The sequence below is a fragment of the Streptomyces sp. NBC_01463 genome (assembly GCA_036227345.1).
Lineage (GTDB): Bacteria > Actinomycetota > Actinomycetes > Streptomycetales > Streptomycetaceae > Streptomyces.
On sequence record CP109468.1, the window covers coordinates 3,975,726 to 3,992,678 of the forward strand.

Consider the following 16,953-nt stretch of genomic DNA (forward strand, 5'->3'; position numbering starts at 1 on the left):
AGGAAAGGTTCGTGTATCCATGGACAACGTCATATCGACCGGCGTTCGGAACCTGGACGAGATCACCGCACCGCCCGCCGGCTCCGGCCCCCGGAATCTTGTGATCGAGCATCTCGATCTCTTCTCCGAACAGCACGTCGCGTTGCTGAGCTGGTGCATCCGCACCGAGTCGATCGAGCCACTCGCGGCATGACCGCGCCGGGGGGAAGAGACGTCCTGGCAGCGATGCCGGACGACGCGCTGGTGGGGTTCAAGCGTCATCTGCACCCCACCGTCGTCCCGGGGGAAGCGACGTACCTGGTGTCCCCCCGGAATGTCACGGCACTCCACGGCGTCCACGCCGAGGTTCTGGTGCCGTTGCTCGACGGCACCCGGAGTGTGCGTTCGGTGCTGCACGCCGCGGCACCGGCGCTCACCGCCGAGGAGGCCGGCAACTCGTTACGGGAACTGACCGGCTCGGGGCTGCTGAATTTCCGCCCGGCACCGTCCGGGAATTCCCCCGCGGCCCTTTCCGATCCGGTGGCCGAGGCCTACTGGGACCTGGCCGGCCTCGACGGCGGCCAGGCCTCCGCGGAACTGGCGAAGTCCAGCGTGCGGATCGTGACGGTCGGGGATCTGAACGCCGAGTCGGTCGGGGACGCCTGCCGGGACTCCCGGATCACGGTGGCGGCCCCCGGCGCCCCCGCCGGGTTCTCCCTCGTCCTGTGCGACGACTACCTGGCGCCCGGGCTGCGCGAGGTGGACGCCGAACACCGGGCGAGCGGCACACCCTGGCTGATCGCGAAGATGTCCGGCGCCGATCCCTGGGTGGGGCCGGTGTTCCGGCCGGACCGGGGCCCGTGCTGGTCCTGCCTCGCGGCCCGGCTGCGCTGCCACCGCGGTTCCGAGCGGCCCGTCCGGCGCGCACTGGGCCTGGACGGGCCGCTCGCCCGGCCGACCGCGTCGCTGGCGGCCGGCCGTTCCATCGCCGTCCACATCGCGGTGCTCGAAACGGCCAAGTGGATGGCCGGTATGCGCTACCCCTCGCAGAACCTCGTCCACACCCTGGACACCCTGCTCCTCCAGGTCCGCACCCACCCCGTGAGCCGGCTGCCGCAGTGCGCGGTCTGCGGCGACCCGGGCACGGTCGCCCGGACCGTACGCGCCCCCTTCGTACCCGTGTCGCGGCCCAAGGCCGATCAGGAGCTGGGCGGCGACCGGGCGCTGACCCCCGAGGAGATGCTCGACCGGTACGGACACCTGGTCAGCCCGGTCACCGGGATCGTCAAGGAGATCCGCCGCGCCCCGCACACCCCGGACTTCGTCAACAGCTATCTGTCCGGCCACAATCTCGCGGTCAGCCCGCACACCCTCGCCGGGCTCCGCTCCGGACTGCGCGCACTCAGCGGCGGCAAGGGGCTCAGCGGCACGGAGGCCCGGACGAGCGCCCTGTGCGAGGCGGTGGAGCGCTACAGCGGCACCCGGCAGGGCGACGAGCCGGTGGTACGGGACAGCTACCGTGCGCTGGGCCCGGCGGCCGTGCACCCCAACTCCTGCCAGCTGTACGACGAGCGGCAGTACCGGACCCGGGAGGCCTGGAACCGGGGCCGCTCCCACTTCCAGTACGTACCCCGGCCGTTCGACGAGGACATGCCGACCGAGTGGACACCCGTGTGGTCGCTGACGGAGCGGACGCAACGGCTGCTGCCCACCTCGATGCTCTACTTCGGGAACGGGTCGCTCGCCGGCGGCGGCACCGGCGACGGGCTGCTGGCCGATTCCAATGGCAACGCCGCGGGCAGCAGCCCCGAGGACGCACTGATCCAGGGGTTCCTGGAAATCGTCGAACGGGACGCGGTCGCCCTGTGGTGGTACAACCGCACACGGCAGCCGGCCGTCGATCTCGACGCCTTCGACGCGCCCTACGTCCGGCGCTTCAGGGACGGCTACCGCAGGATCGGCCGCGAGCTGTGGGTACTCGACCTGACCTCGGACTTCGGGATTCCGGTCATGGCGGCGCTGTCCCGGCGCACCGACAAGCCCGCCCAGGACGTGATCTTCGGTTTCGGCGCCCACTTCGACCCGCGTGTGGCCCTGCGCAGGGCACTGACCGAGATGGGGCAACTGCTGCCGGCGGTGTCCATGGCACGGGCCGATGGCTCGGGTTACGCCCTCGACGATCCGGACCTGTGCACCTGGTGGCACACGGCTACCACTGACAACCAGCCATATCTGCAGCCTGATCCAGGCATATGCGCCCGCACCCCGCGCAGTTGGGTGTACACGCCCCATGCGGACCTGCTGGCCGATGTGGAGCACATCACACGGCTCGTGCGCTCCCGTGGCATGGAGCTTCTGGTGCTCGACCAGACACGCCCCGATCTGGCCATGCCGGTGGTGAAGGTCATCGTGCCGGGCATGCGGCACTTCTGGGCCCGTCTGGGACCCGGCAGGCTGTACCAAGTCCCGGTGGAACTGGGGCGGTTGTCCCGGCCAACCGACTACGGCGCACTCAACCCCATTCCGCTCTTCGTCTGAGACGGAATCCGGCCACTGCCCCTCGGTTCCTTCCCATAGGATCCCCAAAAAGCGCACACAGTTGCGAAAGAGGAGGCTGTGGGAACGGGAACGAGCGACGCGTCAGGCGAGAGAGACAGCCGCCCGGAGGCAATTGCCAACAGGGAAAATCCCCGTAAACACAGCAAGAACCTCCCAGGTCCTTTGCTGGCGCGGGTAATCCTCCGGGTGGCTGTGCTGAGTTATCTGGTCATCATCGCACTCAATATCTTCGCCACGGATCTGCAAGTGGGCGTCAAGGCCCTCGCCGTCGCCGTGCTCGCGGCGGTCTTCGTGATCCAGCTCGTCCACTCCGCACCGGACGCCAACCGGGCGCCGGCCGCGCGCAAGTGCCTCACCCTGGGCACCCAGGCGCTGCTCACCTACCTGCCGGTCCTGTTCTTCGGGGCGCAGTGGGGGTCGATGGCCGGCTTCCTCGCCGGTTCGCTCCTCCTGATGCTGCCGACCCGCGCCGGATGGACTCTTTACGGTCTGGTGGGCGTCAGCATGTTCCTGGCGCCGTTCCTGAAGGGCTACCCGCTCGTCGACACCTTCTACTCGGGGCAGAGCACGCTCCTGACCGGCCTGGTCGTATACGGACTCTCCCGCCTCGCCGAGCTGATCCAGGAGCTGCACAGCGCCCGCGACGAGGTCGCGCGCATGGCGGTGACCCAGGAGCGGCTGCGGTTCGCCCGGGACCTGCACGACCTGCTCGGGTACAGCCTGTCCGCGATCACGCTCAAGAGCGAACTCATCCACCGGCTGATCCCGAAGCAGCCCGACCGGGCCATGGCGGAGGTCGAGGACGTCCTCTCCATCTCCCGGCAGTCCCTGGCCGATGTCCGCAGGGTCGCCAGCGGCTTCCGGGACATGTCGCTGACCCAGGAGATAGAGATCGCCGAGTCCGTGCTGATAGCGGCTCGCGTGGACGTGGAGGTCAGGGTCGCGATCAGCGACATCAGCCAGCGGATCGAGAACGTCCTCGCGGCGGTGCTGCGCGAGGCGGTGACCAATGTACTGCGTCACAGCGAGGCCCAGCGGTGCGTCATCGAGGCGTCGCAGGGGGCGGACCGGGTCCGGCTCTCCGTACTCAACGACGGCACCGACCCCGGGCACCGCGACCCGTCGCCGCACAGCGGGAGCGGCCTCGGGAACCTGCAGCTGCGGCTGAGCGAGGTCGGTGGCAGCCTCGTATCGGGGCAGAAGAACAACGGCGGGTTCCAGGTACGGGCCGAGGCGCCCACCGCGTGAGCGGGAATCCGCCCCGGCTCACCGTCGGGAACCGGCCCGGATGCCGTACCATCGCCCCGCGTGCGGCGCGGGGGCGTGGCCGGAGATCGGGGGACACGGTGATTCGGATTCTGTTGGCCGAAGACATGAACATGGTCCGCGGGGCACTGGTGGCACTGCTCAATCTCGAGGACGACTTCGAGGTCGTGTGCGAGCTGGAGCGCGGGGACGAGATCGTGGCCGGAGCCGTGGAGCACCGGCCGGATGTCGCGGTCATCGACATCGACCTGCCGGGTATGGACGGACTGACAGCGGCGACCGAGCTCCGCGAGCGGCTGCCGCAGTGCCACACGCTGATCCTGACCAGTCTCGGCAGGCCCGGCACACTGCACCGCGCCATCGGAGCCCAGGTGTCGGGCTATCTCCTCAAGGACGCCCCGCCCAAGGAACTCGCCAACGCGGTACGGCGTGTGGCCGCGGGACACCGGGTGGTCGACCCGCAACTCGCCGTCTCCGCATGGGGCGTGGGCCCCAACCCGCTGACACACCGGGAGACCGAGGTGCTCAGGCTGGCCGCGAAGGGCGCGGAGCCACCGGAGATAGCGGCCTCGCTGCACCTGTCGACCGGCACCGTGCGCAACTACCTGACGACCATCCTGGCGAAGCTGAACGCCCGCAACCGGGTCGACGCCATCCTCATCGCCCAGGAGTCGGGCTGGCTGCTGTGACCGGGTTCAACCCTCGCCGTCCCACGGCTGGTTGACGGGCGGAGGCGCCGCACGGCCCGGTTGTTCGTCGCCCACCGGGGCCGCCATGCCGGCCGCCGCCAGATACCCGAGGATGGCCTCCGTCACCTCGGCGGGCAGCGGCAGCGCGGCCGACGCCGCGTCCGGGGTGATGGGCCAGGCGAGCAGGCCGACGACCCAGACCGCTTCGGGGCGGTGCAGCTGGACCCGGTGCGGTGATCCGGTGGCCTCCAGGACGAACCCCGCCTTCTCCAGGGTGAGGGACACTCCCCCGGGCAGCCTCAGCCGCCGCCGGGCCGGCACGCGCACGGGTGCGAACGTGGCGTGCCTGGACGTGGCGGACACCGAAAGCAGCGGGCCGTTGAGGTCGTCGATCCCCAGGGTCCGCACGATCAGGTGGGAGAGCGGGCGCAACGTCGGCAGCAGCACCAGATACGTACTGCCCTCGCCGTCCGTGTCCTCGGCCTCTTCCTCGATGTTCGCCAGGAGAACCGGGCCGAGCTCCATCCGCCGCAGGGCCTCCCGGACCAGCGGACCGGGTCTGCTGATCCGCTCCGTGCCCAGCCGGCCCCGCAGTACGAGCACCTCTCCGGTCTCGTCCGGTTCGACCACGACGTCCTCGCGCAGGGACCACAGATCGACCGTGTGACTGCCGGTGGACCGCGCCATGGCGCCCCCCTTTCGTCAGCTGGAGACACCGTCGATTCTGACTCCGTGCACGGCCGGTTCACAGCCACGAGGCCACGTACCGGGGGTGAAGATCTCATACCCGGAGGTCGCGCCCGGGCGCTTTGGCAGGTCACAAGTGCACCTTCCTACGGTGCGGTCTGCAGGACGACAAGCCGAGTCGACGGGAGAGGAGGGCGGCCGGTGGCCGTTCACACAGCCGGGGCGCGTGGAGGAGAGCCGCCGCCGCGAAGTCACGTGGCGGGGAAGGAGGTTCGTCGTCTGGATCGGGTGATCATCCGTTTCGCGGGTGACTCCGGGGACGGTATGCAGCTCACGGGTGACCGTTTCACTTCGGAGACCGCGTCCTTCGGGAACGATCTCTCCACGCTGCCGAACTTCCCCGCCGAGATCCGAGCGCCCGCAGGAACCCTGCCGGGCGTCTCCTCCTTCCAGCTCCACTTCGCCGACCACGACATCCTCACCCCCGGCGACGCCCCCAACGTCCTGGTCGCCATGAACCCCGCCGCACTGCGGGCCAACATCGCCGACGTACCACGCGGCGCCGAAATCATCGTCAACACCGACGAGTTCACCAAACGCCCCATGGCAAAAGTCGGCTACGACACCAGTCCGCTGGAAGACGGGTCCCTGGAGGCCTACAACGTCCACCCGGTGCCACTGACCACCCTCACGATCGAGGCACTGAAGGAATTCGGGCTCTCCCGCAAGGAAGCCGAACGCTCGAAGAACATGTTCGCGCTCGGACTCCTCTCCTGGATGTACCACCGCCCCACCGAAGGCACCGAGACGTTCCTGCGCGCCAAGTTCGCCAAGAAACCACAGATCGCCGAAGCCAACGTCACCGCGTTCCGCGCCGGCTGGAACTTCGGCGAGACGACCGAGGACTTCGCCGTCTCCTACGAGGTCGCACCCGCCACCCAGGCCTTCCCCACCGGCACGTACCGCAATATCTCGGGGAACCTCGCCCTGTCCTACGGCCTGATCGCCGCCGGCCGACAGGCCGACCTACCCGTGTATCTGGGGTCCTACCCGATCACTCCGGCGTCCGACATCCTGCACGAACTCAGCAAGCACAAGAACTTCGGCATCCGCACCTTCCAGGCGGAAGACGAGATCGCCGGCATCGGCGCCGCACTCGGTGCGGCCTTCGGCGGAGCGCTCGGGGTGACGACGACATCCGGCCCGGGCGTGGCCCTGAAGTCCGAGACGATCGGCCTCGCCGTCTCCCTCGAACTCCCGCTCCTCATCATTGATATCCAGCGGGGCGGGCCTTCCACGGGGCTGCCGACCAAGACCGAGCAGGCCGACCTCCTCCAGGCCATGTACGGGCGCAACGGCGAGGCACCGGTGCCCATCGTCGCGCCGAAGACCCCGGCCGACTGCTTCGACGCGGCACTGGACGCCGCCCGGATCGCCCTGACCTACCGCACCCCGGTCTTCCTCCTGTCCGACGGCTATCTGGCCAACGGATCCGAGCCCTGGCGCATCCCGGAGACCGACAGCCTCCCCGACCTGCGCGTCCAGTTCGCCGGCGGGCCCAATCACGAACTGGGCGACGGCACCGCAGTGTTCTGGCCCTACAAGCGCGACCCACAAACCCTCGCCCGCCCCTGGGCCGTCCCCGGCACCCCCGGCCTCGAACACCGCATCGGCGGCATCGAGAAACAGGACGGCACCGGCAACATCTCCTACGACCCCGCCAACCACGACTTCATGGTCCGCACCCGACAAGCGAAAATCGACGGCATCCAGGTCCCCGATGTCGACGTCGACGACCCGGCAGGCGCCAGGACCCTGGTACTGGGCTGGGGCTCCACCTACGGACCCATCACCGCCGCTGTCCGCCGCCTGCGCTCAGCCGGACGCCCCATCGCCCAAGCCCACCTACGGCACCTCAACCCCTTCCCTCGCAATCTCGGCGAAGTGCTGAAGCGTTACGACAAGGTGGTCGTCCCGGAGATGAACCTCGGACAGCTCGCCACCCTCATCCGGGCCAAGTACCTGGTGGACGCACACAGTTACAACCAGGTCAACGGCATGCCGTTCAAGGCCGAGCAGCTCGCGACGGCCCTCCAGGAGGCCATCGATGCCTGAGACCAACGAACTCTTGTCGCTGGTGCCGAAGACCGAGGCCAAGCAGTCCATGAAGGACTTCAAGTCCGACCAGGAAGTGCGCTGGTGCCCCGGCTGCGGCGACTACGCCGTCCTCGCCGCCGTCCAGGGCTTCATGCCCGAGCTCGGACTGGCGAAGGAGAACATCGTCTTCGTCTCCGGCATCGGCTGCTCCTCCCGCTTCCCGTACTACATGAACACCTACGGAATGCACTCCATCCACGGCCGCGCCCCCGCCATCGCCACCGGGCTCGCCTCCTCCAGACGAGACCTCTCCGTCTGGGTCGTCACCGGCGACGGCGACGCACTCTCCATCGGCGGGAACCACCTCATCCACGCCCTGCGCCGCAACGTCAACCTCAAGATCCTCCTCTTCAACAACCGGATCTACGGACTGACCAAGGGCCAGTACTCCCCCACCTCCGAAGTCGGCAAGATCACCAAGTCCACACCGATGGGCTCGCTCGACGCGCCCTTCAACCCGGTGTCCCTGGCGATCGGGGCGGAGGCGTCCTTCGTCGCCCGCACCGTCGACTCCGACCGCAAGCACCTCACCAGCGTGCTCCGCGCAGCGGCCGACCACCCCGGCACAGCACTCGTGGAGATCTACCAGAACTGCAACATCTTCAACGACGGCGCCTTCGAGGTCCTCAAGGACCGCGAGCAGGCCCAGGAAGCCGTCATCCGACTGGAACACGGCCAGCCGATCCTCTTCGGCACCGACAACTCCAAAGGCGTCGTGCGGGACACCCTGACCGGTGACCTGAACGTGGTCGCGGTCACCGAGGACAACAAGTCACAGATCCTCGTCCACGACGCACACGCCCCCAGTCCCACGACCGCGTTCGCCCTGTCGCGCCTCGCCGATCCCGACACCCTGCACCACACCCCGATCGGCGTGCTCCGCAGCATCGAACGACCCGTCTACGACACCCTCATGGCCGACCAACTCGACACCGCGGTCGAACAACTCGGCAAGAGCGATCTGGCCACTCTGCTCGCCAGCAACGACAACTGGACCGTGGAGGCTCCATGACGTACGTCATCGCCCAGCCCTGTGTGGACCTCAAGGACAAGGCGTGCATCGACGAGTGCCCCGTGGACTGCATCTACGAGGGTCCGCGCAAGATGTACATCCACCCCGACGAGTGCGTCGACTGCGGGGCCTGCGAGCCCGTCTGCCCGGTAGAGGCGATCTTCTACGAGGACGCGCTGCCCAATGAATGGGCCGGGTACGCGGCCGCCGACCAGGAGATCTTCGTTCCCCTGGGGTCACCGGCCGGCGCCGCCTCGTTCGGCGTGTTCGCCGAGGACCACCCCACTGTCGGGGCGGAGCCGGTGCGCGAGGCCGGCTGAGCCGCTGCCGGGACGGGCCGGGGTGTCCGGAGCGCCTCGGCCTCCCGTCCTTCTCCCCTGGTTCTTCAGTGGGAAGGTCCACGGTGGAGGAAGCCATATTGAGCCATTTGCTTGACGCCACCGTCGAAGAGCCGTCCGCACACTCGCAAAGGATCTTCATGGACATCGCTTCCCCGACCTCCGCTGTTGGGCAGTCCTCCGGCCCGCGGACCGGCGGCACCACGCACCCCGCTCCCCTGCCCGCGCCCTCACCTTCGGCGTCGTTTCTCGGCCCCCACCACCTGGTGCACTGCCCGGACACTCCGGAGGCGTTCGTGCTCGCCTCGACGGTCCCGGTCCGGCAGCACTTCGCCTTCTCCACCGAGATTCCGCAGAGCAACCCGCTGTTCTCCGACGCCACCGCGCCGTTCCACGACCTGCTGTACCCGGTCGAGTCGTTGAGGCAGACGGCGGTCTTCGCTGCCGGGCGGTACTTCCGGGTGCCGGAGAACCGGCGGACGCTCGTCTCCTCCGGCGCCGCGGTGATCACGGACGTGGCTCCTTGGCAGCGCTCCCGTCCCAGCGGCCAGCTCACGCTGGACCTCGATCTGACACCGACCGAGGTGGTGAAGGGCGTGCCGCGCGGAATGCGGTGCCGCGCGGCGGTGAGCATCGACGGTACGCAGTGCGGCACCGCCGAGGCCCGGCTCGTCTTTCTGATGCCGGGGGTCTACCGCAACCACCGCAAGCAGGGCCGCCGGGAGAGCGAGGGGGCCGGCCGCGGCAACAGCGGGCTCCCGCCGGGCCACAGCACTCCCGCGCCCGAGCTGGTCGGCCGGGCCTCCGCCCGCAACGTCGTGATCGGGCTGCCCTTCGACGAGTCGGAGGAGCGGCTGACGTTTCCGGTCGACGTGCCCGCGGCCCGGGAGGTGCTGCCCGACACGGGGCCTGAGGTGCCCGCCTCGCTCTTCCTGGAGGCCTCCCGGCAGGCCGCGCTGTTCGCCGCCGGTGAGCTCTACGGCTTCGCACCCTCCTACACCTTGCTGACGAACTGGCGCGCCACGTTCCGCGGTTTCGCGGAGCCCGGACTGCCGCTGCGCTGCTCCGTGCGGCCGCTCGGTGGGTACACCGATTCCGACTTGCGCCGGAACGCGTCCGGGCAGCCCGTCGCGGAGCTTCAGCTGACCTTCTTCCAGGGGTCGCACGTGGTGGCGAGCGTCGCGGCGTCCGTCCTGCAGATCTGCTGATCGGCCCGTTCCGGCCTCGCGCCGCCGGAGGGCCGCAAGGGAGCACACCATGCGTTTTCATGTGCTGGGCCCGGTCCGGATGGAACAGAGAACCCCGTCCGCCGCCAAGCCCAGAATCGTCCTCGCCACGCTTCTGGTCCAGAGCAACAACGTTGTCTCCACCCACAGCCTGATCGACGAGCTGTGGGGCATGGAGCCGCCGCGCACCGCCGCGACGACGCTCCAGGTGTACGTGTCGCAGTTGCGCAAGGCACTCGTCGACGCCGGCGACGACCGGCAGCCGTTGCTGACCCGGCCGCCCGGCTACGTGATCCAGGTGCGCCCGGACGAGCTGGACCTCGCGGTCTTCGAGTCGCTGCGCACCCGGGGCCGGGCCGCGTACGAGCGGCGTGACTACGAGGCGGCCTCCCGGCTGCTCGGTGAGTCGCTGGCCCTGTGGTCGGGGCCGGCGCTGTCCGGGATTCCGCACGGGCCGTCGCTGGAGACGAACGCGATACGGCTCAACGAACTGCGCACGGAGGTGCTGGAGCAGCGGATCGCCGCCGATCTCCTGCTGGGGCACCATCAGGAGCTGATCGGTGAACTGATGGCGCTGGTGCACGAGTTCCCGATGCGGGAGACGCTGCACGCGCATCTGATGGTCGCCCTGTACCGGTCGGGCCGGGAGTCGGACGCCCTGCAGACCTACCACCGGGCGCGGCGGACGCTGATCGACGAACTGGGGGTCGAGCCCGGTCCGACGCTGACCCGGCTCCTCGACCGGGTGCTGGCCGCCGATCCCGGGCTTGCCTGGCACGACGCCCCGGTCCGGGAGTCCGGGACGGGTGCGGCGGCCCCGGCGGCCGGGCCGAAGGAGGCCGCGCCGCCGCACCGGCTGCCTCCGGTGACGGCGCACTTCACCGGCCGTACGGAGGAACTGGCGCGCGGGAGGAGGTTCCTGGCGGCCGGTGGTGCCGCGACGGACCGGGTGCTGGCCATCTCGGGCAGGCCCGGGGTGGGCAAGACCTCGCTGGCCGTGCAACTGGCACACTCCGCCGAGGGGTTCGCCGACGGCAAGGTGCAGATCGGGCTACGGAACGCGGCGGGCGCGGCGGTGCCCGCGCCGGCGGCGATGGCGATGCTGCTGCGGCGTCTGTGGGCCGACGGCGCGGACGCGGCCGGGCCTCTCCCGGCGGGCACCGAGGAGCTCGGCGAGCTGCTGCACCGGCACACCCGGGGGCGTGAGCTGCTGCTCGTCCTCGACGACGTGGTGTCCGAGTCCCAGGTGCGGCCGCTGCTCGCGTCCGTACCGGACAGCATGGTGGTGCTGACCGGCCGACGCACGCTCGCGGCACTGGACCACGTGCAGCATCTGGTCCTCGATGTGCTCAGTCCCCAGGAGGCCCGGCGGCTCCTGGTGGACGCGGGCGGGCCGCGCATGGCGCAGGATCCTGCGGCGGTGGCCGAGCTGGCCCGGCTGTGCGGCCGGCTGCCGCTCGCGCTGCGGGTGGCGGCCGGGAGTCTGACGGCCCGGCCGCACTGGACGGCGGGCGCGCTGGCGAAGCGGCTGGCCGACGAGCGGACCCGGCTGTCCGCGCTGACGCTGGGCGATCTGGACGTGCGCAGCGGGCTGCTGGCCGCCTACCAGGATGTCGGGAAGCCCGAGCGCGCGGCGTTCCGGCTGCTCGGCCTCGCCCCGCTGCCCGACTTCCGGCTGTGGACCGCGGCGGCGCTGCTCGGCCTGGATCCGCCGCAGGCGGAGCGCCGGCTGGAGAGTCTCGTGCGGGCCCATCTGCTGGAGGCGCGGCAGCAGACCGGGGCGCGGACTCCGGTCCACTACGGATTCCACTCGCTGCTGCGGTCGCTGGCCCTGGAGATACTGGCCGAGGGGCCCGCGTCCGTGGTGCCCGAGGCGACGGACCGGCTCGGCCGGGCGTGTGTCGAGCTGGCGCGCCGGGCGGACGCGCTGCTCACCCCGGGCCGGGACCGGCTGGCCGCGTCCGACGGTCTCCCGGTGGCGGGGCCGCCCGGCCTCTCACCGCTGGCGTGGTTCCGGTCGGAGGCCGGCGGTCTGCTGGATGTCGCCCGGCAGACCCATGCCGCGGGGCTGTGGCGGCTGACGTACGCCCTGGCGTCGGCCATGAGCGGGTACTACGAGGCGTGTGCCCGCTGGGACGACTGGCAGAGCTGCCACGATCTCGCGCTCGACGCCGCCCGCCGGGCCGAGGACGTGACGGCGGAGGCGGTCGTGGTGCGGTCCCTCGGTGATCTCGCCTGGCAGCGCCGGCGGTACGACCGGGCCATCGGCTGCTACCGGCGCGCCGGGCGGCTCTTCGCCCGGCAGGGTGACCGGATCGGGGCGGGCCGTTGTTCCTGCGGCGAGGCGGACGTGCTGTTCGGCCGCGGCAAGGTGGCGGAGGCCGGGAAGCACTACGCGCGGGCGCTGGCCGCGGGCCGGGCGGAGGTTGATGCCCGGGGTGCGGCGGACGCGCTGCGCGGGCTCGCCTTCGTGGCGCTGTGCGAGGGGCGGGCCGGCGATGCGCGGGGGCTGTTCGCCGAGTGTGCGGATGTGGCGGCCGCGGGGGGCGACGAGCGCTGGCACGCCTACGCCCGGCGGACCGCCGCTCTGGTGGCCGCGAACGGTGACGCGTCGTGGGCCCGGCTGGAGGTACGCCCCGGCGTCTGGCTGCTGGATCCGTCGCTGGGCTGAGGCGGGTGTGCCGGGCGGTGTGTGCGGAGCCGCCCGCCTGAGCCCACCCGCCGGGCCCGGTCCTACTGGGCGGGGCGCAGCACGCGGACCGCGGGGGCGGCGGCGTCCTCGCCGCGCCGGGGGCTGTGCACGGCCGGCCGGCGGCTGCGGAGCATCTGACGCCACTGCTCGGCGCTGTAGTCGGCGGGTTCCGTGGTGGCGATGAAGTCGCGTACGACCTGGAGGAAGCGTTCGGGGTCGCTGCGGAACGGGAAGTGTCCCGCGTCCTCGAAGATCTCCAGCCGGCTGCCGGGCATCGACACATGGCCCAGGCCCGCGTGCAGTGCGGGGACCACCTGGTCGCGTCCGCCCCACAGCAGCATGGTGGGCATGCCCTGGGCGAGGTAGCAGCGGTCGAGCATGGTGCCGACCTGGCCGCGCCAGTCGACCACCGCGCGCAGGGTGCGGATGAAGGCGTTGCGGGCGTGGGCGTCCGGCAGTGCGTCCACCACCCTGAGGAGGTCGGGGGCGTCGACGCCGAGGCCGTTGCCGAGGTGCTGCAGTATCTTGACCGCGATCTCGATCTGCCGGCGCATGGTCGGCAGCCGCAGTCCCTGGAGCAGGAACTGGGCGCCGGGCAGCGAGGCCGCGCGGAGCAGCGGGGTGACCTGGCGGCCGATGCCGCCGGTGCCGACGAGGACGAGCCGTTCGCAGCGCTCGGGGAACTGGTAGGCGAACTGCATCGCCACCGCGCCGCCGAGCGAGTGTCCGATGAGGGTGGCCCGTTCGATGCCGAGGACGCCGAGCAGGTCCCGCATACCGTTGGCGTACGCGGCCAGTGAGTAGTCCGCCCGGGGCTTCTCCGACTCGCCGTGGCCCAGCAGGTCGGGGGCGACGACCCGGTAGGTCCTGGCCAGGTCCGGCATGATGTCGCACCAGGTCTCGGACGAGGCGCCGATGCCGTGGATGAGCAGGACGGCGTCGCCCTTGCCCGCCATCCGGAACGCCCGCCGGTAGCCGTGCACCGTGCGGTGGCGGAGCCGGATCGTCGACCCGGTGGCGGCGCGTCCGGGGGCCTTTCTGTGGTCGCTCACGTCGGTCATGCCTCCTCCGGGCGGGCGGTGCGGCGCTCGGACGCTCTGTGGCCGAACCGTTCGTGGACGGCGGGGGCGGAGAGCGTACGCGTGTGGGTGAGGTCGCTCTCGATCAGGCCGAGCGAGGCGAGACTGTGCCAGGGGCGTACGTGGGCGACCGAGCTCTTGGAATAGCGTTTGTCCGTCATGACTGCCTCCTTGACTGGTTGGCCGGCCGGGGACGGCTGGACGTGCGTCGTCGCGTGAGTCGTGCGCGGAGCAGTGATCCGATGAGCCAGCGCCGCATCGGGGCGAGGTGGGCGGGTGAGCCGTGCACGTCGTCGAAGGTCTTGATCCGCACGTCGGGTGCCGTGCGGAGCAGCAGCCGGTGGTCCGCCTCCGGGATGATCTCGTCGCGGCTGCTGGCCACGTAGCGCACCGGGACGGCGACGGCCCGCAGCTGTCCGGCGGTGAGGGCGAAGTCCGGGAGCCGTTCGCGCAGTTCGTCGCGGCCGTCCGACTCGGTGAGCCGGACGAGGGTGTCCGCGGTGATGCCCGGCACCTTCGGCCACCAGGCCTCGTCGGTGAAGAACTCGGCCACCGGGGCGCCCACGGTCAGTACCCGGCGGATGCGCGGGTCGTCGGCGGCGGCCCGCAGGGCGAGATGGCCGCTGAAGCTGAGCGTCAGCATGGAGGTGTCGGCGGTGTCGGCCCGGCCGGCCAGCTGGTCCATCAGGAAGGTGAGCAGCCGCCAGGAGTCGGGCCGGTAGGCGGTGGTGTTCTCGCCGACGCCGGGGAACTCGGTGACGACGGCGGCGAATCCGAGGCGCCGCAGCAGGGGCAGCAGCCGCGCCCACTGTTCCTTGACGCTGACGATGCCGCCCATCACGACGAGCAGGGGCTTCGGGCGTGCCGCGTCGAGGCCGGAGGCCCAGCACATCACGTCTCCGTCGGGGTGCTTCAGCTCCAGCCGTTCGATGTCCCGCTGTCCGCGTCGCCAGGTGTCGAAGGTCCGCACCCCCAGGCGCTGTGCCTCCTGCCGGGCGGGGTCGCCGTGGTGCGGGAACCGGGCGAGGGCGAAGTGGCTGCAGGCGGAGAGGAGTTCGCCGTCGTCGGCGGCGGCGCGTCCGGCGTCCGTCCACACCGCCGCCCAGGAGGCCGGGTCGCCGGCCGTGTCATTGGTGATCCGGCCGAGGAGCCGGTCGGTGTGCTGCGGGTCCATGCCCTGGCTGCGGGCGTGCAGCCGGGCGAACTCTTTCAGTTCCTCTAGGTGGTTCACGTCCCTCACCGTCCCGTCGACGTCGGCTGTCGCCGCTGTTCCTGGTGCCGTGACCGGCGATCCGGACTCATCCAAACGAGGGGCCCTAGCGGCCCGGTTGTGCCTGCGGGCGGGACGGGAGGGGGCCGGGGCTCACCACCATTCGTTGTCGGTGGGGGTCTCCGCGACGTCCTCGCCGAGTGCTTCGGTGAGGACGTCGACGATCATGCCGTCCAGCGTGGTGTGTGCCTGGGTGTCTCCCGTACCGCCGAAACCGGAGTCCCCGGCGGCGACACTGATGGTGTACTCGCCGTCCAGGTAGAAGGTGCGGAAGGCCCATTCGTTGCCGGTGCCGGGTGTGCCGTCGGGGCGGCGGACCTCCGTGGGGGTGCCGTCCGTCTCGAAGCCGAAGTCGGTGAAGCGGAACTGCATGCCCAGGCCGATGGCCTTGCTGTACGCCTCCTTGAGCGTCCAGAGCCGGATCAGTGCGGCGTCCCGTTCCGACGGGTCCATGGCCTCGACCAGTTCGATCTCGTGCGGGGTGCACAGATGGCGGCCGAGGCCGGGTCCGTAGAGCACGCGGTCGGAGCGTTCGGCGTCCACTCCGATGACCGCGCCGGTCGCGAGCCCCACCAGGAGCAGGTTCTCGGTGTGGCTGAGGCTGATCTGCACACCGTCGTAGCCGCGCAGGTACGGCCTGCCGGACGGTGTGTAGCCCAGCTCCACCGCCTGCGGCGGTACGCGGAGCGCCGCGGCGGCCGCGAACTTGAGGAGCACGCGGGACGAGGCGAACCTGGTGCGTACGTCCGGGTGGGTCAGGTCCAGGTAGCGCGCCCAGTCCCGGCCGAGGAGGGCACGCAGCCGCGGGCCGCCCGCCCGTTCCGGGCGCCAGTCCTCCAGCCGGGCGTACAGCACCGCGCAGGCGTGTTCCGCCAGGTCGGCTCTGACCCTGTCCCAGTCACCGTCGGGTCCGGAGATCAGAATCGGCTCGCCGAACGTCCGGCCCGGGGACTGTTTCCCTGGAGCCGTCATCGAAGTCCTCCATGGTCTGGTGGAGAGCGCTCAGGACGTCGGCCGCAGTGGCTCCGTCGATCACTCGGTGGTCGAAGGTGAGGCCGAGCCGCATCATCGGTGCCGGCACGACCCGGCCGTCGCGGACCACGGCACGGTCCACGATCCGTCCGGCGCACAGCGTGACGGCCGTGCCGCCCGCCGAATGGAAACCGTCGACGGTCCGGTGGCCGAGCGAGCTGACCGACACCGTGCCGAGAATGCCCGGCCGCTTGCCCGGGTCGCGCAGGGCGGCCCCGAAGGCGAGCCGGCCCAGCGGTGCGGGCAGCCGGCCGAGCATGCGCACTCCCTTGAACTCCGGCAGGTCGGCGGCCTGATCGCCCCGGTAGCGCTCCACGCGCTCCTGGATCTCGGCGAGGGACGCCGACTCCAGGCCGGGCACGAGCGCCGAGAGCACGCTGCGTTCCCCGTCGACGGGCCGGTCCAGGGCCAGCTTGGCCGTGACCGACCCGAACCGCATGACGCGCGGGCGGCGCAGGAATCCGGGCCAGCCCGGGGCCATCACCGCGTTGGCCTCGGGGTGGCGGGCGAGGACGCGCCCCGCGGAGTGCAGCAGATAGCTCACCACGGAGTGGCGCTCGCCGCGCTCCCGGGCGGCGGCGCGGTGTTCCTGGATCCGGGTCATGTCGATGTCGGTGTCCAGGTGCACCGGCCGCTGGTCGGCCGCCCACTCCAGGAAGTAGAGGGTGTGCCTGCGGCGGCGGACCGTGCGGGGTCCGCCGCCGGAATCGGTGCTCATGCCGGAACCGCCAGCTCGTAGATCTCCTTCAGGCTGCGCGCCTCCAGGACCTTGCCGACCGGCACCGGTGAGCCGGTGGCCTGTTCCACGGCGGTGACGAGCTTGAGCAGGTAGAGCGAGTCCCAGTCGGGCAGTTCGTCGAAGTCCGCGCCGAACTGCGCGTCGGTCAGCGGCACACCGAGCTCGTCACGGACCGTACGGATGAAGTCGTCGATGCTGTATCCGACGGGGGTGGCGCTGCTCATTTCT

General features: G+C 70.9%; 16 protein-coding genes. 9 read left to right on the top strand and 7 right to left on the bottom strand.

The features are described 5' to 3' along the window. Positions 1–19 precede the first annotated feature (19 nt). The 4 genes from OG521_17585 (at position 20) to OG521_17600 (ending at position 4,493) form a co-directional block, all read left to right on the top strand. The gene (locus tag OG521_17585; GenBank protein WUW22504.1) at positions 20–193 is read left to right on the top strand and encodes a hypothetical protein; all 174 of its coding nucleotides are present in this window, start codon (positions 20–22) and stop codon (positions 191–193) included. Then, positions 190–2,517 (top strand): TOMM precursor leader peptide-binding protein, encoded by a 2,328-nt coding sequence (locus OG521_17590; GenBank protein WUW22505.1) that lies wholly within the window; start codon positions 190–192, stop codon positions 2,515–2,517. Before OG521_17585 ends, OG521_17590 begins: the two co-directional genes overlap by 4 nt. Positions 2,518–2,724: 207 nt before the next feature. Further along, the gene (locus OG521_17595; GenBank protein WUW22506.1) at positions 2,725–3,786 is read left to right on the top strand and encodes a histidine kinase; all 1,062 of its coding nucleotides are present in this window, start codon (positions 2,725–2,727) and stop codon (positions 3,784–3,786) included. Positions 3,787–3,884: 98 nt separating this feature from the next. Next, on the top strand, positions 3,885–4,493 hold the full coding sequence (locus OG521_17600; GenBank protein WUW22507.1) for a response regulator transcription factor: 609 nt from the start codon (positions 3,885–3,887) through the stop codon (positions 4,491–4,493). A 6-nt stretch (positions 4,494–4,499) separates the two neighbouring features. On the opposite strand, the gene OG521_17605 is transcribed toward OG521_17600, so the two are convergent. Beyond that, the gene (locus tag OG521_17605; protein ID WUW22508.1) at positions 4,500–5,180 is read right to left on the bottom strand and encodes an NADH oxidase; all 681 of its coding nucleotides are present in this window, start codon (positions 5,178–5,180) and stop codon (positions 4,500–4,502) included. Between the two features lie 255 nt (positions 5,181–5,435). On the opposite strand from OG521_17605, the gene OG521_17610 reads away from it, so the two are divergent. The 5 genes from OG521_17610 to OG521_17630 all read left to right on the top strand — a co-directional run bounded on the left by OG521_17610 (position 5,436) and on the right by OG521_17630 (position 12,584). Beyond that, positions 5,436–7,295, top strand: coding sequence for a 2-oxoacid:acceptor oxidoreductase subunit alpha (locus OG521_17610; protein WUW22509.1), 1,860 nt, complete (start codon positions 5,436–5,438; stop codon positions 7,293–7,295). Then, positions 7,288–8,349, top strand: a complete 1,062-nt coding sequence (locus tag OG521_17615; GenBank protein ID WUW22510.1) for a 2-oxoacid:ferredoxin oxidoreductase subunit beta — start codon at positions 7,288–7,290, stop codon at positions 8,347–8,349. The genes OG521_17610 and OG521_17615 overlap by 8 nt, the downstream gene beginning before the upstream one ends. Continuing rightward, the gene (locus OG521_17620) at positions 8,346–8,669 is read left to right on the top strand and encodes a ferredoxin family protein (GenBank protein WUW22511.1); all 324 of its coding nucleotides are present in this window, start codon (positions 8,346–8,348) and stop codon (positions 8,667–8,669) included. The genes OG521_17615 and OG521_17620 overlap by 4 nt, the downstream gene beginning before the upstream one ends. 158 nt (positions 8,670–8,827) lie before the next feature. Further along, the gene (locus OG521_17625) at positions 8,828–9,895 is read left to right on the top strand and encodes a hypothetical protein (GenBank protein WUW22512.1); all 1,068 of its coding nucleotides are present in this window, start codon (positions 8,828–8,830) and stop codon (positions 9,893–9,895) included. A 49-nt stretch (positions 9,896–9,944) separates the two neighbouring features. After that, on the top strand, positions 9,945–12,584 hold the full coding sequence (locus OG521_17630) for a winged helix-turn-helix domain-containing protein (GenBank protein WUW22513.1): 2,640 nt from the start codon (positions 9,945–9,947) through the stop codon (positions 12,582–12,584). Between the two features lie 62 nt (positions 12,585–12,646). Here OG521_17630 and OG521_17635 read toward each other — a convergent pair whose 3' ends face one another. The 6 genes from OG521_17635 to OG521_17660 all read right to left on the bottom strand — a co-directional run bounded on the left by OG521_17635 (position 12,647) and on the right by OG521_17660 (position 16,949). Further along, positions 12,647–13,657 carry an alpha/beta hydrolase gene (locus tag OG521_17635; protein ID WUW22514.1) on the bottom strand — a complete coding sequence of 337 codons (1,011 nt, stop codon included), beginning with the start codon at positions 13,655–13,657 and terminating at the stop codon, positions 12,647–12,649. A 5-nt stretch (positions 13,658–13,662) separates the two neighbouring features. After that, on the bottom strand, positions 13,663–13,845 hold the full coding sequence (locus OG521_17640; GenBank protein ID WUW22515.1) for a hypothetical protein: 183 nt from the start codon (positions 13,843–13,845) through the stop codon (positions 13,663–13,665). Continuing rightward, positions 13,842–14,915 (bottom strand): esterase FrsA, encoded by a 1,074-nt coding sequence (locus OG521_17645; GenBank protein WUW22516.1) that lies wholly within the window; start codon positions 14,913–14,915, stop codon positions 13,842–13,844. The genes OG521_17640 and OG521_17645 overlap by 4 nt, the downstream gene beginning before the upstream one ends. A gap of 132 nt (positions 14,916–15,047) precedes the next feature. Then, positions 15,048–15,926, bottom strand: coding sequence for a 4'-phosphopantetheinyl transferase superfamily protein (locus tag OG521_17650; GenBank protein WUW22517.1), 879 nt, complete (start codon positions 15,924–15,926; stop codon positions 15,048–15,050). Then, positions 15,853–16,704: a 2-oxo acid dehydrogenase subunit E2 gene (locus tag OG521_17655; protein ID WUW22518.1), complete on the bottom strand. Its 852-nt coding sequence runs from the start codon at positions 16,702–16,704 to the stop codon at positions 15,853–15,855. The genes OG521_17650 and OG521_17655 overlap by 74 nt, the downstream gene beginning before the upstream one ends. After that, positions 16,701–16,949 (bottom strand): acyl carrier protein, encoded by a 249-nt coding sequence (locus OG521_17660; protein WUW22519.1) that lies wholly within the window; start codon positions 16,947–16,949, stop codon positions 16,701–16,703. The genes OG521_17655 and OG521_17660 overlap by 4 nt, the downstream gene beginning before the upstream one ends. Positions 16,950–16,953 lie beyond the last annotated feature (4 nt).

Excerpts from the sequence above, each read along its gene's own strand:
- OG521_17585 (WUW22504.1), top strand. The coding sequence starts at position 20 with ATGGACAACGTCATATCGACCGGCGTTCGGAACCTGGACGAGATCACC.
- OG521_17590 (WUW22505.1), top strand. The coding sequence starts at position 190 with ATGACCGCGCCGGGGGGAAGAGACGTCCTGGCAGCGATGCCGGACGAC.
- OG521_17605 (WUW22508.1), bottom strand. The coding sequence starts at position 5,180 with ATGGCGCGGTCCACCGGCAGTCACACGGTCGATCTGTGGTCCCTGCGC.
- OG521_17615 (WUW22510.1), top strand. The coding sequence starts at position 7,288 with ATGCCTGAGACCAACGAACTCTTGTCGCTGGTGCCGAAGACCGAGGCC.
- OG521_17620 (WUW22511.1), top strand. The coding sequence starts at position 8,346 with ATGACGTACGTCATCGCCCAGCCCTGTGTGGACCTCAAGGACAAGGCG.
- OG521_17625 (WUW22512.1), top strand. The coding sequence starts at position 8,828 with ATGGACATCGCTTCCCCGACCTCCGCTGTTGGGCAGTCCTCCGGCCCG.
- OG521_17630 (WUW22513.1), top strand. The coding sequence starts at position 9,945 with ATGCGTTTTCATGTGCTGGGCCCGGTCCGGATGGAACAGAGAACCCCG.
- OG521_17640 (WUW22515.1), bottom strand. The coding sequence starts at position 13,845 with ATGACGGACAAACGCTATTCCAAGAGCTCGGTCGCCCACGTACGCCCC.
- OG521_17650 (WUW22517.1), bottom strand. The coding sequence starts at position 15,926 with ATGACGGCTCCAGGGAAACAGTCCCCGGGCCGGACGTTCGGCGAGCCG.
- OG521_17655 (WUW22518.1), bottom strand. The coding sequence starts at position 16,704 with ATGAGCACCGATTCCGGCGGCGGACCCCGCACGGTCCGCCGCCGCAGG.
- OG521_17660 (WUW22519.1), bottom strand. The coding sequence starts at position 16,949 with ATGAGCAGCGCCACCCCCGTCGGATACAGCATCGACGACTTCATCCGT.